10 protein-coding genes are annotated in these 15,377 nt (G+C 53.6%); 6 read left to right on the top strand and 4 right to left on the bottom strand.

Features of this window, described 5'->3' with window-relative positions; translation table 11 throughout:
- The first annotated feature begins 268 nt into the window (after window positions 1-268).
- The 4 genes from MWU55_RS10120 (at window position 269) to MWU55_RS10105 (ending at window position 5,419) form a co-directional block, all read left to right on the top strand.
- Window positions 269-1,534 (top strand): S1 family peptidase, encoded by a 1,266-nt coding sequence (locus MWU55_RS10120; RefSeq protein WP_246936020.1) that lies wholly within the window; start codon window positions 269-271, stop codon window positions 1,532-1,534.
- A 27-nt stretch (window positions 1,535-1,561) separates the two neighbouring features.
- A complete protein-coding gene (locus MWU55_RS10115) occupies window positions 1,562-2,476 on the top strand; it encodes a pentapeptide repeat-containing protein (RefSeq protein WP_246936015.1) in 915 nt (304 codons plus the stop codon).
- A gap of 567 nt (window positions 2,477-3,043) precedes the next feature.
- On the top strand, window positions 3,044-3,784 hold the full coding sequence (locus tag MWU55_RS10110; protein ID WP_246936012.1) for an ABC transporter ATP-binding protein: 741 nt from the start codon (window positions 3,044-3,046) through the stop codon (window positions 3,782-3,784).
- A gap of 3 nt (window positions 3,785-3,787) precedes the next feature.
- Window positions 3,788-5,419, top strand: a complete 1,632-nt coding sequence (locus tag MWU55_RS10105) for a putative ABC exporter domain-containing protein (protein WP_246936010.1) — start codon at window positions 3,788-3,790, stop codon at window positions 5,417-5,419.
- A gap of 629 nt (window positions 5,420-6,048) precedes the next feature.
- On the opposite strand, the gene MWU55_RS10100 is transcribed toward MWU55_RS10105, so the two are convergent.
- The 4 genes from MWU55_RS10100 to MWU55_RS10085 form a co-directional block, all read right to left on the bottom strand.
- Window positions 6,049-8,730, bottom strand: coding sequence for an HAD-IC family P-type ATPase (locus tag MWU55_RS10100; protein WP_246936009.1), 2,682 nt, complete (start codon window positions 8,728-8,730; stop codon window positions 6,049-6,051).
- 251 nt (window positions 8,731-8,981) lie between these two features.
- Window positions 8,982-9,236 (bottom strand): hypothetical protein, encoded by a 255-nt coding sequence (locus MWU55_RS10095; protein WP_246936007.1) that lies wholly within the window; start codon window positions 9,234-9,236, stop codon window positions 8,982-8,984.
- 69 nt (window positions 9,237-9,305) lie between these two features.
- Window positions 9,306-11,135, bottom strand: coding sequence for a Na/Pi symporter (locus tag MWU55_RS10090; RefSeq protein ID WP_246936005.1), 1,830 nt, complete (start codon window positions 11,133-11,135; stop codon window positions 9,306-9,308).
- A gap of 18 nt (window positions 11,136-11,153) precedes the next feature.
- On the bottom strand, window positions 11,154-12,728 hold the full coding sequence (locus MWU55_RS10085; RefSeq protein WP_246936003.1) for an inorganic phosphate transporter: 1,575 nt from the start codon (window positions 12,726-12,728) through the stop codon (window positions 11,154-11,156).
- Window positions 12,729-13,681: 953 nt separating this feature from the next.
- Here MWU55_RS10085 and MWU55_RS10080 point away from each other — a divergent pair.
- Both MWU55_RS10080 and MWU55_RS10075 read left to right on the top strand, forming a co-directional pair.
- Window positions 13,682-14,680, top strand: coding sequence for a DUF6584 family protein (locus MWU55_RS10080; protein WP_246936002.1), 999 nt, complete (start codon window positions 13,682-13,684; stop codon window positions 14,678-14,680).
- A 9-nt stretch (window positions 14,681-14,689) separates the two neighbouring features.
- Window positions 14,690-15,226 (top strand): hypothetical protein, encoded by a 537-nt coding sequence (locus tag MWU55_RS10075; protein WP_246936000.1) that lies wholly within the window; start codon window positions 14,690-14,692, stop codon window positions 15,224-15,226.
- The last annotated feature ends 151 nt before the right edge of the window (window positions 15,227-15,377 follow it).

Genomic DNA, 15,377 nt, shown 5'->3' with positions numbered 1-15,377 from the left:
GCCAGATCTTGCCAGCTATCTGACTTTAGTACCAACCGGTATGCCAGACTCGTCCTGTCAAAACCTAATCTACCCCTTCTGCATAGTAGCTCTGTACTGCGAAAGCACTAGTGAGTGGCGATTGACCTCAGTCAAAGCGTGAAATTGAGAATGTGATCTAATTAACGTGAGTACATGTCGGCCAGGAGGGTGGATCATGTGGCAGCGTTTCAATTTCAAACGGAGACAATCAACCTTAAATAAAATAGCGCGAACAAGCGTATTCCTGTTGGCGCTAACGACAGTTGATCAAGCACAAGCACTGACGACCAGCGCCCCTGTTTCAGACGGAAACCTTGAGGCCGTCGGCCAGACCATCGAAGGTAACTGCACCGCAACTTTGATCGCGTCCGACATGGCATTGACCGCGATCCATTGCTATCGTGGCGCACCACCCGGGCGGACTGGGATCCAGCTACACAATGTCTTCCCCAACGGCCAAAGCACACGATCAACAGTCAAGATTCCGGGCACCGTCCGGTATCACCCTGAGTTCGAAAATCGCGGCTGGCTGCGTGAAGACGTTGCGATTATCGACTTAGACTTTCCTGTGCACAACGTCGCGGCAAGCGTTGTGCCGATCCCGATCGAGTTTCCGTCGGTCACGCCCTTGACTGGCGATGCACTCACGCTTGTTGGGTATGGCGCCACTGGTTCGCACTGCAATCAGCCTCCGCAGGGCAAGCGACAGCTGACCCTTAGCGTCACCCAAGCCAATTATGCAGCGATCCATTTCGACTATCCAGGCTACAGCACCTGCCCCGGAGATTCCGGTGGACCGTTGCTGAACAGCCGTGGTCGGGTGGTCGGCGTCGCATCGCATGCAGCCAACCCCGGCGAACCTGCGCGGCATTCGTGGTATCGGCCGACAGCGTATTCATACAACTGGATTTTTAGATTGCCGCAGCGTGGCTGGGCGAATTGCCAATGGGTGGCTGTCGAGAACGGTGGCATTAACAGCCACGCACAGGGCGGTGCATGGTGCCCGGTCGGCAGTTACATGGTTCAAATGGATCTCGATGGCCCACGCAATCTGCATGCTCATGATGCACCGGTAGTCGGACAGGTCCAATGCTGCGGAATAAGGAACTCCTCAGCGTCCTGGGGATCATGCACCTGGGTTGAAGTTCAACGCCGCGGAGTAAACAGCCACGGCAAGCGCCCTGACTGGTGTCCCGATGGGCATTACCTGACGGCGCTCGATCTCGATGGAGATCGTGCCTACAGCGCAAATGACACTCCTGTAGTTGGCGCGGCACAGTGTTGTCGGCCCGCCGATGCTGGCGCTCAGCAATGGGGATCGATGTACTGGATCGAGGTTGAAGCGCCCACGCAGTTAGATGCACGGCGGTTGGACAGCCATTCGCCACATACAGAGACATGGTGCCTAGATGGTGCGTTCATGACGCAGATCGATCTGGACGGAGACCGCGGGCGCAGCGATCACGACGCACCGGTTGCAGGCGCGGTGAAATGCGCAAGGCCTCGCCCCTAGAGGCGGCAGAGGACAGGAGGAGATACCATGAATGCTGAGCCCAACGACGAGAAACCAGAACGAAAGTCACTTTGGTCAGATCCGCGTTCGGCGTCCACGGTGATTGCAGCCGTCGTTACTGGGGTGTTCGCCGTAGTTACAGTGGTAATTTCAACAGGCGACGACTGGGTGGAACACTTAATTGGGAAACAGGAGCCAATCATAGATCCCGATAACCAGACGGTGGTGTCAAAGCCCGTTGGGGTGCAACCCAAAACCGAACCACCCTTCGATTTCGCACGCCCAACTCATGCTGAACGGATTGCCGAGATAACCCGCGCATTGCGCGGCGACCCCGGGGCTGTCGCCCTCCCCGACCGGCTAGACGCTATCGAAATGCTCAGCGCGATTGTTACAGACCCACCGGGCAAATCATCAAACGATGTGGCAGAGCAGGCAATCCGCATCCTCTTGTCGTATTTGGAATTCGCGGTAGAAGAACGACGGGGGGTCGTGGATGATCATACCAAGTTGGACACCCGCGACGGGATTACACGCACCAGGGATGAAAGTGTGATGGCCGCACTCGCTGTACTGCAGGCAGCGCGAACGAGTGTCGAGCCGGCAGCGAGCGTCGACATTGGCGACATCGACTTCAGCTTCTGGAACATAAGTTTTTGCGACCTGTCGGGCTTTGACGCCAGCCATGGGAACTTCCGTAGTGCATTCCTGTCGGGCTGCTCCGCCAAGGGTACAAATTTCAATCATGCTAATCTGCGCGAGGCTGTCGCCTGGACAGAAAATGTATCAGATTTTAGCCGCGCAAGCTTTATCGGGGCACAGATTTCCGGTTCGAAATGGTCCAATGTCGACATGACGGGCAGCACTATCGACAAGGCAATAGGGCAGCCAATCAATTGGGACAACATTCGCCCTCAAACAGCGCAGGACCTCTTTCGATAACGATCTGCACTTCGGATTCTCACGCTAGCTAAGCGCATAGCCTGCAATGCAAGCAGTACCGCGTCAAACGCATATAGACATTTAGAGAGTAAGTTCTATTTCGAAGCGCACAGAATGCTTTTCGCGCTCATAGGTAACTTGCTTAACTCATTTCCGTTGCTTGTTTCTTAGCTATGGCCCTTCCACATTAGGGCGTTGTGCCATCCGAAGCCGCTAGTGCGGCCCGCCTAAGGAGGTATTCGCTGCGTAGGCAAAATCAGCTAACAGGCGGTTTCACACATCTCGGGACTTCACTAATATTCAGGAATGAAACCCGAATGCCAGCTCTTGAAAGTGAGCAGCCAGAGCGCACCTCTTGTTGTTAGGCTGCAATTCGACGCAACCTTCTGCTGGCCACGGTGCGCCAACCGCGTATTTCCACTTTCTCGCTTTGCTAGGGGCGCTGTTGATGATTTGGACATAGAGTTGCCATGAATTGGTGCAAAATATCGCTGGCTTGAGTGTTGTTGGAGTCCACGTCAGACTGCTCGGCCGCAGGTAAACCGGATAATCTTGGCCAAAGAACATATGATCACAGTCACAAATTTCAGTAAGCAGTACAAAGGCTTCACGGCCGTGAAGGACCTGAGCTTTTCGGTTGAACCCGGCCAGATCCTTGGGTTACTCGGGCCGAATGGGGCGGGTAAGACAACGACGTTGCGTGCCTTGTGTGGGATTATCCCCCCCACCTCGGGGCGCCTAATGATTGCCGGCCATGATATTGCCGAGGCACCCATCGCAGCCAAACAGAACATCGGCTATATTCCTGACGATCCACGGCTATTTGATACCATGACGGTTTGGGAGCATCTGGCGTTCACTGCGGCGGCCTACAAAGTCACAGATTTTGAGAAATGCGCCGAGGCACTTCTTAATTCATTCGAACTTACACACAAGCGCGATACGCTCGTCCATAACTTGTCTCGCGGTATGCGCCAAAAAGTGGCGATCGCCTGCGCCTTCTTGCACGATCCTAAGGTTATACTGTTCGATGAGCCGCTGACGGGGCTTGATCCTCAGGGTATCCGGGGCATCAAGCAGGCGATCCGCGAACGTGCGCAAGCCGGCGCAGCTATCATCATAAGCTCGCACCTTTTGAGCCTGTTCGAGGATTTATGCACGCATATTATGGTTTTGAACCTTGGCGAATGCCGTCTATTTGGCACGATGGACTACGTTCTGAGCGAGTTCGGCCAGACCGACAATAACTCGGCCCTTGAAGAGGCGTATTTCACAATCACCCAGAAAGAAGAGATGGGTCAGGCCTGAGCTATGGATCAAGCACTTTTCCGTCTCCTTATGATGCGATTGCGCGGCGGTTTTCGCCTGCGCCTGATCCAGTTGACAAGCTTGCGTGGCCTGCTTTTCTTTCTTGCTTTTTTCGGAATCATTTGGCTGCTCGTCGTTACCAACAGTTCCTCGTCGGACATGGGGTCCATGTCTAACGCAGCCTTGGATCGGCAAGCTTTAAGCGCGCAGATCAGCACTTTCATGCCAATCAGCATGCTTGCGATGTCGCTGCTCACAGTGGCGCTGACGACCGGGCCAACGTTTCATTTTTCGCCGGCCGAGATCAATTTTCTTTATACCGGGCCATTCCGTCGGCGCGACCTAATCATTTACAAATTTGGCGCTTACGTTGCCGGGGCCACTTTAAGCAGTGCGCTCATCGCCATTTTTGCGCAGGGGCAAACAGGTTCAGCCCTTTCTGCTTTCATCGCTTCGCTCCTGACGATCATATTCGTTCAGTTAAACAGCGCTGTTATCGTCATGACCGCTCAGACGCTGGAAGGCAGCAGGCTCTCACGGATACGATATCCCGTAATTGCGCTGCTTCTCGCAGTTGCAGCCGCCTGCATGCTTTATGCATGGGCAACGCCCGACCGTAACCTCTTTGATCTATTGTCGGCGTTTCGACATTCGTGGATCGGCACCATCATCCTGATACCCTACATTGTGTTTGCGGAACTCTTCGTGTCGTCATCGTTGCCGAATATGGCCGTTTGGGCCTGTATCGCGCTCCTCATCAACATTGCACTGCTGCGCGCGGCTATCGTGCTCGACGCCCGCACGACTGACCGCGCCCTAAGCGAGAACGCCCGACAGAGCAACCGATGGGAGCGTGTGAAGCAAGGTGGATCTTACTGGGCCACTCAACGAGCCGAGGTGCACTCCATCCGTCGTTCGCTGGTTTGGGGAGGCTTGGGCCCCATTGCTTGGCGACAGGCCTTAAACGTTGCCCGCGATTCTTTGAAGGTCGTCGTCGTGTTCGTTGGCATCGCCGCATGCGCAGGGCCGCTTGTTGCGGCGGTCGGTATACCCTTCACGGACCCACGGGTTTTGACGATTGTTTACACCTTTTTCGGATTCATCCTGCCGCGCACGCTGGTATGCGATTTTCGCGGTGACCTGAGCAGGATGGAGGTCTACAAGACCCTGCCCATAGCCCCGTGGCGTATCTGCGCAGGCCAGCTCGTGGTTCAGGTGCTTGTTACCTATGTCATCGCTTTGTCCCTGATCGTCAGCGTCACGGTCTTTGAAAAGGGTTTCGTCACATCTGGCGCACTCGTCTTTGCGGCATTTGCGCTCCCGTTGACTGTGCTCATCTATACAGTCGAAAACACGATACACCTTCTGTTTCCGAAAAAGCTGGTTCCGATGGGACGGGCAGACTTCGAGTTTCTCGGACGGTCACTTGTCGAGTTCATTGCGAAGACGATTGTCGTTTTGGCTGCTGGTGCGGCGTCGGCTGCTGTGGGGTTCGCCACATTAACAACGTTTAGAACCTCCTTGGTCCTACCAGCGTTGGCCAGCTGGATAACCTTGACCTTGATCGTGCTTCTGACGTTGGTCATGATGCAATATGCATTCCGCCGGTTCGCAGTGGCAGAAACCGTCGACTAGGCCGAAGAATTAATAACCCGACAAAGGCGACTGGCATACTTTGGGTATTTACCAAAAGATTGATGGTATTAGGCCCCGGGAGCTACAAGCGCGGCCCGGATGCGTTAAAATAAATCTATCAAGAATTGCGGCCAACCCTAGTTCCGCTCAAAAAACAACACCCTATGGGTGACTTCGGCCTATATGGGCATTTCAATGCCCACCGCGCAGCAACACATTCCTCGCACCGCAGCAAGTTCAACATCATCACCATTCGGCGCGGCACAACTTTGTGTCGACCTTGCAGGTCCAAGGCGTCGAGGTGGGGCTGGTCGCCAAGCTCGCAGGGCACGCGAACCCCGCAGTCACACTTGGGCACTACACCCAAGCCGTACTCGGTAGCGCCGAGGCGCTCGCCATTCTGGATCGAGCCTATCAGGTCGAGAGCGGGGCATATCGGCGAGACCCGTGGAGGCCGCTCGGGTGAGTAGATTGCTGACGCATGTCTAAGGGCGTTCCGTGGCTCCTCCCGTGGACTGAAGGATAGGATTCAGAGCACCCTTCCACCCAGCTTGCACTGGCGATGAGGGCGAAATCGGGAACTCGAGGCATTCTGAACCAATATCCAATGTCCACCTTTATGTAGCATTTCACCAAGTCAGCCAGCGGCGCACAAAGGGGTTGCCCCGGCGCACAAACACCCTGCGAATTTCGTCGCCCAACAGGATCGCCAGCGCAAAGGGAAGCGAGAGCGCAAGATGCCACAGTTCCAGCGGCGCCGTTCCGAAGAATGTATTGAACGCTGGGACATAGCTGATACCCGTCAACAGAAGCAGTTCGAACGCGATGCCGACAAGCACAAGCGGGTTGGAGAATAGGCCAACAGTGAAAAGGCTCTGGGTTCGAGTTCTGCAGATGATCACATCCGCAACCTGACAGATGATAATCGATGCAAAGAAGCCAGTGATGGCGGTTCGATACAATGGGTCATTGTTGGCCAGCTCCTGCCCCCATTCCCAACCACCACTGTAGAGAATGGTGAAATAGGTAAAGAAACCCGCCGCGGCCTGGACCATTCCAACAATGCCATAGCTCATCAAAAGCAGGTTCCGGCTTAGCAACCGTTCACCTCGTGGCCGAGGCTTTCGCTTCATGACGTCGGTTTCCGGCTTTTCCGCGCCCAATCCAAGTGCCGGCAGAATATCTGTACCCAGATCAATCGACAGGATCAGAATAACGGTCAGGGGCAAGGGTATATCTAGCAGAACGAACGCCACGAACGGCAGAATTTCAGGGATGTTAGACGTCAGAATATAGGCAATGAACTTCTTGATGTTGTCAAAGATCGTTCGCCCTTCCTCGACGGCAGCAACGATGGTGGCAAAATTGTCGTCCATCAGCACCATGTTCGATGCTTCTTTTGCGACCTCGGTACCACCGACTCCCATAGCTACGCCCATATCCGCATGTTTCAGCGCGGGGGCGTCATTCACGCCGTCGCCAGTCACCGTGACGATTTCCCCAAGGGATTGCAGGGCTTGGACAACCTGTAGCTTCTGGGCAGGCGCAATTCGGGCAAAAATGATTTCGGGCTCTTCGCGCAAGACCTGCTGCAACTCTGCATCGTCCATCAAGGAAAGCTCATCCCCCTGCACGACACGGCCATTGGGACCCATCAAACCAATCTGGCAGGCAATTGTTTTTGCTGTCAGACCAAAGTCACCGGTCAGCATGATCACTCGGATCCCGGCCGAGTGGCAGCGTGCAAGAGCATCGGGAACTTCCGGTCGCGGTGGGTCGATCATCCCGGCGAGGCCCAGGAACACATATCCATCTTCCGGAACATCACCTTTGCCACAGGATCGGGCCGCGAAGGCAAGGCCGCGTTCCCCGCGACCTGCCAGAAGGCGGTATTGCTGAATGACCTCGTCTTTGCGTTCTTTGCTGAGGGGGTATTCTTCTCCGCTCAACGCAATGCGGTCACACATCGCCAACACAACCTCTGGGGCGCCTTTCAGGTAGGCCTGCGGACCGTCGCCAGCATCCGTCACCGTGATCATACGTTTGCTGGTAGAATTGAACGGCTGCTCAGCGATCTCTTCCACCTCGCGCAGAGTTGCCACGTCAACATGATCGCGCGCGTATATCAGGAGCGCACCCTCGGTCGCATCGCCCGAAAAACCTTCCTTGGTCAAATAGGCGTTGTTGCAGACGCACATGACCTTCAGCAATCGGCCAAATGACGGCGCCCCCTTTATCAGATGGTCGGTGGCCGCATAGCTTTCGCCACTCAGAACAATCGCGTTCACGCCCAACTGATTCTGAGTCAGTGTTCCGGTCTTGTCGGTGCAGATGACTGTCGTCGATCCCAGTGTTTCGACGCTTTCCAAATTCTTGATCAGCGCATTCTTCTGCGCCATCCGTCGACTTGCCATGGTGAGACTAAGCGTCACCGTCGGCAACAATCCCTCTGGAACATTGGCCACGATAATTCCGATGGCAAAAATCAGACTGCCGATCCAGCTGTTTCCAATGGCCACGGAAACCGCAAAAAAGCTAACACCAAGGAAGATCGCAATGAAGCTGATGACTTTGATGAAGTAGCTCAGTTCTTTATGGATCGGAGTCTCGTGAACATCGGTGGCTTTCGTCAACTCCACGATGCCGCCAATCTGGGTGTTCATGCCCGTCTCTACCAGCGCGACCTTTCCCTCGCCGTTCTGAACAAGCGAGCCCGAGAATACCATGTTCGGGCTTTCTAACATCGCTTCCGCATGCTTGCCTTCATCCAGCAGCTGCGGTTCGCTTTCACCGGTAAGGCTGGAATTGTCGACTTTCAGCTCCTTGGCCTCAATCAACCGCCCATCTGCTGGCACGCGATCGCCTTCGTTCAGAATGATGACGTCCCCAGGCACAAGCTCCTCCGCTGCGACCTCCTGCGGGCGGCCATCGCGCAGTGCGGTGATCATAGAGGGCAGCATGCTCTTGAAGCTGTCCATGATCCGCTCACTCTGGTGTTCCTGAAAATAGGTGAATGCGGCGTTGAGAAGCACAACGGCAATCAGGGCGATTGCAATGTAGAGGTTGCCCTGGCCTGGATCCATTTGCTCGGCTGTCATCGCCAGAGCACCGCCGACAATCAAAAGCAACGCAAAGAAGTTCTTGAATTGTAAAAGGAACTTTACGATTTCCGAGGTGTCTTTCGAGACTTTCAGTTCGTTGCGACCGTTTTGCTCCAGACGCCTTTCTGCTTCATCGCTCGTAAGACCGTCGGCAGAACTGCGCAGGTCATCCAAAACACTTGCTAACGATTCACTATGCCAATTCGCCATAAAGCCCCCAATGCTCTTTTCTGTGTTCACTGATCCGCTTTAGCGGGATTCATTTAATAAGCCCGAGCCTCTTCAAACATCTCATGCCGGATTGGCTGCTGAGTCAGGTCGATTTGGAAATGTGATGCCCGCACTAATGTGACCCGCCCAAAACTCACGAAACAAGTGATCAAAGACGGCCCAATGCTAAGCAGCCGCCCCTTTACCCATTCAGAACACAGTGTAGTGATATTAGTGATTGGCATGAGGCCTTATTGCTCGCCAATACTTTTTTGCAGCCAGTTCGCACGTTCTTGCTGTTTACGAACCAATGCCAGCTTGCGCTCTAGACGTTGCTTCTTGTCTGGCTTCACAGCTTCGGAAATCTCGACCTCCAACTGTCCAGCTTTTGTGTTCAACTTGTTGATCACCTTGCTGACATGACCTGGCTTGATTTTGCGGGTTTTTCCCTTCTCAAGCCGATCATAGTACTTGTCGAGCTTCTCGGTCATGCTTTCAAGTCCCATGATTTCCTCCCGCATGCGACGTTCTAAACTGCCGCATGTCTGTAATAGTGTTATGACACATTGCGACGATCATTGGTCACCGCCACTTCGTTGATTGGCCGATGCGGTCAGAAGCAGATCCGCCAACTCTTCGTCTTCCAATGCAAGAATGCGTTCCACCTCGGCCATGGCATCCTCAGTCTCGATATAGTATGCACGCGCCGCCCCCAGCAGGTCACGTATCGCAGCATAAGCATAGTTGGCATCGTTCAGAAATGATGTGGCAACGATGGCTTCAAGTTCATGATTGCGGATCAGAACGTCGATCCGGTGGTTGGTGTCTTGCGCATCACTGAGTACTTGGACGCGTTCCTGATCAAGCCACAAGCTTGACCGGTCTTCGGGGTCGGCCAAATCCAGTTTGTTGATCTCGACCAGTATTCGCGCAATTTCGGTGCGCAGCTGATCATAAAGATCGGTGATTTTGCCTTGATCCGATTGGGTGTATCGCGTGGCGTTGCGCCTCAAATGCTTGACTGCTTTCACCGCTCTGACAATGCGACCCGCTACATCGCGCAGCGAATAAATATCGTCCATCACGTCTTCGGGCATGTCCCTGGCACCTACGCGCGTCGCAAATTCGACAATTGCGGAGTAGAGCGTTTTGATCCGTGCCTCGTAGCGCTCGTCAATGTCGAATTCGACAGGCGTGCGGCTGGCGGCAACGGTTGCGGCGATGTCTTTCGACGTGAAGATATCGTGCCGGTGCAGGTTCAGCCCGTGCACGATCAGTTCGACGGCATTGTCGTAGAGGTGCTTCACCTCGCTTCTCATCGCATGTTCGATTGTTTGCGGGAACTCATCCACTGCAGCAGACAGGTATTTCGGCTTGCTTAGATCCTCTTCCGGTTGGGCAATTGTGCGTTCTAGAAACACGATCATTTTGTTCAGAAGTGGCAGCATGATCAGCACGCCAAGCGTATTAAAGATCGTGTGGAAGACTGCCAATTTCAGCGTGTAGTCAGTATCGGCAATACCAACGCCAGAGGATATGAAATCCACCGACATTCGAATTGGTCCAATAAAGACCAGGGCCACCCCGGCGGTGACCATATTGAATATCAGATGTGCCAGCGCCAGTCTCTTGCCTTGGAAATTGGCCGTCAGTGAACCGATGATGGCCGTAATGGTCGTGCCGATATTGGCGCCAATAGCCAGAGCAAGGGCGTTCTCATATGAGATTTGCGAGGCGGCAAGCGCTGTGATGATCAACGTCATCGTTGCATGGCTGGATTGCATGACCACGGTCGCGGCCGTCCCAACCAGCGTATAGACCAGCAACCCGAACAATCCAGTCAGGGCAAATCGCGTCAGATCAAACTGATCTTTAAACGCCTCGAAGCCTTCTTTCATGTGGTGAATGCCAAGGAACAGGAAACCTAGACCTGCAAGTACAAACCCTGCGCCCCGCAAGTACTTGTTCTTCTGGAATACAAGCACGATGGCGATCGCCAGCATGGGCAGAGCGTAAGCCGAAATTTTCACCTTCAGACCAAAACCCGCAACAAGCCAAGCGCCCGTTGTCGTGCCTATATTTGCGCCAAAGATGATCCCAACGCCCGCAATAAGCGAAATCAACCCCGCCGACAGAAACGAGATGGTGATCACCGACACCAAAGAGCTGGACTGCATGATCGTGGTCGACAAGATCCCGAAGCCCAGCGACTTCGGCACCGATCCTGTTGCCTTCTCAAGTAGCTTCTCCAGAATACCTCCGCTGAACAACTTGAAGCCGTCTTCAAGCATCAGCATCCCGAACAAGAAGATCGCCACTCCTGCGGCGATCTCTTGAAAGTCACTGCTGGCCCAGAACCCAAGTGTCAGGACCAGCAGAATGACCGGTAGAAGCAGTTTTTTCATCATGAGAGCGACTGCACCTTATGGCAACATCATGCCGCGAAGGACAAAGTAGAAGAGCGCCGCAAGGACAGCCGAAACCGGAACTGTGATGATCCATGCCGAAACGATTTTGAGCAGCGATGCGCGATGCACCAGTTGGCGCTTCAAGGCCTTCTGCAAAACTTTGCGCTCTGCCGCATCAATCACGGCCTCAGGGCCCATCTTCTTAAGCTCATCGAGCATTCGCTGCTTGTCTTCCGGCGGAGCATTGCGGAACGTCATCAATACTTGCTCGGCAATGGCAAAGTCTTTCTCACCTTCGTGCTTGTGCAGAACGTCTTCAACAACCTTACCCATACGGGTTTCTAGGAACTCGCGTAAGAAACCAACACCAAACACCGCGCCAAGGGCAACGTGGGTTGAGCTGATTGGCATGCCAAGCTGACTTGCAATGATAACCGTGATGGCAGCAGCAAGCGCAATACAAAACGCGCGCGAGCGGTCCAGTTCCGTAATTTCAGAGCCGACAGTTCGGATCAACTTGGGCCCGAAGAGCGCAAGGCCAATCGAGATGCCGATAGCCCCAATTACCATCACCCACAAAGGAATGGCTACTTTCGCAGCACCGCCTTCTGTTTGCGTGAGCGCATCGACAACGCCCGCCAGCGGCCCAACCGCATTGGCCACGTCATTGGCACCATGGGCAAAGCTTAGAAGCGCCGCCGAGATGATGAGCGGGATAGTGAAAAGCTTGTTTACGCCTTCAGTCGAGTTCTCAAGCTTCGGAGCGGCGGCATTGATCATCGGCCGCACAATTATGATCGCCGCAAGGCCCGCAACAAGGCCAATCAGCATCGCTGTTGAGAAATCGATCTTGATCAACTTCTTGATGCCTTTAAGCGCAATATAAGTTGTGAAAGCCCAGGTCATGATGCCGATCATGAAGGGGACAACCCTGCGCGCGTTTTCAACCAGTTCATCTTTAAAGAAGATGGTCTTCTTCAGAATGAACAGAAACAGCGCTGCAATGACACCACCTGTAACAGGCGAGACGACCCAAGACAGCGCAATCTTCCCCATTGAATCCCAGTTGACGACATCCCATCCGACAGCGGCAATACCTGCACCCATCACCCCACCAACGATCGAGTGCGTGGTCGAAACCGGCGCACCAAGCCACGTTGCCGTGTTAAGCCAAAGGGCCGCGCCAATCAGCGCCCCCATCATCACCCAAATAAACACATTTGGATCAGGAACGTTTGCGGGATCGATGATCCCTTTTTTAACGGTTGAGACGACATCCCCACCGGCAATGATAGCACCGGCAGCCTCGAATATGGCAGCGATTACAATAGCTCCCGTCAAAGTCAGCGCATAGGATCCAACAGCGGGGCCGACGTTGTTTGCGACATCGTTCGCCCCAATGTTCATCGCCATATAAGCGCCGATTACGGCCGCCGCGATGAGCAGGAATAGCTGATCGACATGCGCGTATCTTGTCCCTGTGTAAAGAATGACGGCGACCACAAAGAGGATGGCAGTCCCCAGCCGACCAACTTCCGATCGACTTATATTTGTGGCCCTTTCGATCTGCAGATAGTCTTTGACTTTCAAAGTATATCCCCCAACATAAGTTACGGTAAAGTAAACTCACCGCCTCGACGCAACGGAGCAACGCAACGGCGCCAGTGTCTTAATCGCTATTTTGAGCTACAAAATCAGTGGCTATTATGACGCAGATCATTGACGGTAGAGGTTCTGGTAGCGGTTGCTATTTTTGTCACGTTCTTGGCAGGAACGACCTGAAGACAATCGGACTGCGCACAAATCGCTTGCGATGGTCGAAGTGTACAGAATGAACACGTCCCTCACCAAGCGCAGAGCAGAAAGCTCATGTCTAGGCTGTGCAGTTTTCGTTGCTTTGCGCCGTTAGCAAACTCCGAAACCCGGACTCACTCTGGTTGTTAGAAGCATCGAGCAAAATGGCGCGAACAGGGCGGACTCTGCAATCAATTCGAAAGTCTGCTTTAGAGCTGTCCTCACATTTCCCACCCCAATCGAGTGACACAGAGATGACACAGGACTGCATGCATAAAGGTGACACAATGCGCAAACGGTAGACGGATACCACGTAACCGACTCAAACCATTATCAAATCTGGGAAAAAGAATTGGTGGAGCTTAGCGGGGTCGAACCGCTGACCTCTTGCATGCCATGGGCGAGATTGGTTTGTCAGACCAGTAGCATGAATGGAGCAAACTCACGAAAGTGGATCTAATTGTGAGTTGATGGGAGGTGCTGTGATCAGAGTGAAAGATTAAGTTTCGTGGAGTTTGATTGAAAATCGCTGACATTGGTGTTGGTGACGGAGGGTTGATCCTTGTGTCTGCGCGACCTGATGAGCGTTCACTGATGTCCCTTTCATGGTCCCATGTTCGCGTGAATATAGTGATTGTTGACGGAACCATTCGGCATCAGATGCACAAGCAACTGTGCCTTGTAAAAAAAGAAATGATTACCCTTGTCCCAACTCAGAGGCCAAGCCATTCTGAGACAAAATATAGTAGTTGGGCACGTCTGTCTGTTATCGTTCAACCAGTGCTCGCCATTTATTGGATGTTTCCATGACAAGTTCAGCCGAGCAGATATCAAGAAATCGGCAGAGTTTATCGGCCGAGGATAAGAAGCTGACCCTGTGGCGGCTGATCGAGCCGGGGCTTCTTCATGGTATTGGGCTGTGCGTCTACTTGATCGGTGGATACTGGATACTCACCACCTTCAACGAGAGCTTTCTGGGATTTTTTGGTGTGGTGATGCTGCTTTGGGCTGGCCTCAAAGCAGTTATCGTTTTGGCGATCTATGGGTTTGCCATTTTTGCCCTTTTGTTCCGCAGGCATTGGTTTGCAAACACGGTCGAAAGACGGCTGATGAAAAGGCTAAAGGTCCGGATGGATAGGGACATAGAAACCGGCCAGGTAAATCGCGCCATGGATCGTGCACATGGGATGCTATGCCGCTATCCGCACCATCGCGCTTTGCGGCGGAGGCTGGCCAGCCTGCTAATTGCAGAGGACCGCTGGGCAGATGCGGGTCGGCACTTGATTTATCTCCCGGATCTTATGGACATCGAGAAACAAGCCGTCGCGGCCTTCTGCAAAGCCAATGGTCATGATCCGTTTCAAATCCTGCGCAAGTCCCTGAAGGGGTTGCACCTAGCCGGGCTTAACCCCTGGGAAGAACACGAGCAGGTCCTGGCATCCTTGCCGAAAGACCACCCTTTGCGCGAGGAGGTGGAAAGCTATGATCCTGATGATTACTACGCCAATTGGGTGGATGAACCTGACACATTGCCCAAATCGGCTTTGATGATGATGCAGGAACTACACAGTGGAATTGAGCGCGAGAATGAAAAAAATAGCCGCCTGTATCAAAATCTGCCCGTCTATTTCAGCTATAAGGGGCGATCACGCGTTCAGGCGTTTCTGCAGACAAATCGCAACGCGCTAATAGACATCGCCATTGGTCTATTGGTGACAGGCCTGATGGTGGTGATCCATGGCGTGTGAGACTTGGGTATGACTCCGGCAATCTGGTTGAATATCGTCCTTATGCTCGTTGCGCTGTTGGTGGCCGTTTTCTATCTGCGGCGTGATCACCTACGTGAAAAAGCAAATGAAGACTGGGTGAAAGCCTTCACCCGATACTCAAAGAGCGACGAGTTCAAGCAACGAAACAGCTACGCTGCCCAGTATCGTAAGATCCCTGACCCGAATGATGCCTGCCCTCGCCTAGATCGAGATGGCTTCACATTCGAAGACGTGGCGCAGAAGGCCATGACTATTTTGCCTGAATTTGCTTTACCTCCGCTCAGCATCAAACGCGCAATCGAACCGGGGGATCAGGTTTTGTTGCGTGTGCTATGGGCGAAGGACATTCCAGACTGCGACGCCTGGGTGCGGGTCACTCTGGTACAGCCGGGCGACTTCTTTACCGGGGAAATCATCGCGGTAGAGACAGAAGAGGGTGTACCGGATGTCAGTCAGGATGTTGCCTTTACGGCAAATCATATTGCCCTGATCGATCGCCCCGGTCTTCGCCCTGTACCAAACTGAAACCGTACACAGATTGGGAGCCCGAGCAGTTGTGTAATCGTGGCGAACTCGATGGAGACCTTCGTCCCCTGCGCTGCGGTTTTACAACGGACTAAACGCCTTCCTTTGGTGCGGCTTCAGCACAGAAGGTCAACAAACCACAAAATGATCC

The sequence above is a fragment of the Aliiroseovarius sp. F20344 genome, assembly GCF_023016155.1.
Lineage (GTDB): Bacteria > Pseudomonadota > Alphaproteobacteria > Rhodobacterales > Rhodobacteraceae > Aliiroseovarius.
Note: the sequence above shows the minus strand (reverse complement) of the source record. Positions and strands in the feature narration are given on the sequence as shown.

What these genes read in the sequence shown, in the direction of transcription:
- MWU55_RS10110 (WP_246936012.1), top strand. Translation starts at nt 3,044, where the DNA reads ATGATCACAGTCACAAATTTCAGTAAGCAGTACAAAGGCTTCACGGCC.
- MWU55_RS10095 (WP_246936007.1), bottom strand. Translation starts at nt 9,236, where the DNA reads ATGGGACTTGAAAGCATGACCGAGAAGCTCGACAAGTACTATGATCGG.
- MWU55_RS10115 (WP_246936015.1), top strand. Translation starts at nt 1,562, where the DNA reads ATGAATGCTGAGCCCAACGACGAGAAACCAGAACGAAAGTCACTTTGG.
- MWU55_RS10100 (WP_246936009.1), bottom strand. Translation starts at nt 8,730, where the DNA reads ATGGCGAATTGGCATAGTGAATCGTTAGCAAGTGTTTTGGATGACCTG.
- MWU55_RS10090 (WP_246936005.1), bottom strand. Translation starts at nt 11,135, where the DNA reads ATGAAAAAACTGCTTCTACCGGTCATTCTGCTGGTCCTGACACTTGGG.
- MWU55_RS10075 (WP_246936000.1), top strand. Translation starts at nt 14,690, where the DNA reads ATGACTCCGGCAATCTGGTTGAATATCGTCCTTATGCTCGTTGCGCTG.
- MWU55_RS10105 (WP_246936010.1), top strand. Translation starts at nt 3,788, where the DNA reads ATGGATCAAGCACTTTTCCGTCTCCTTATGATGCGATTGCGCGGCGGT.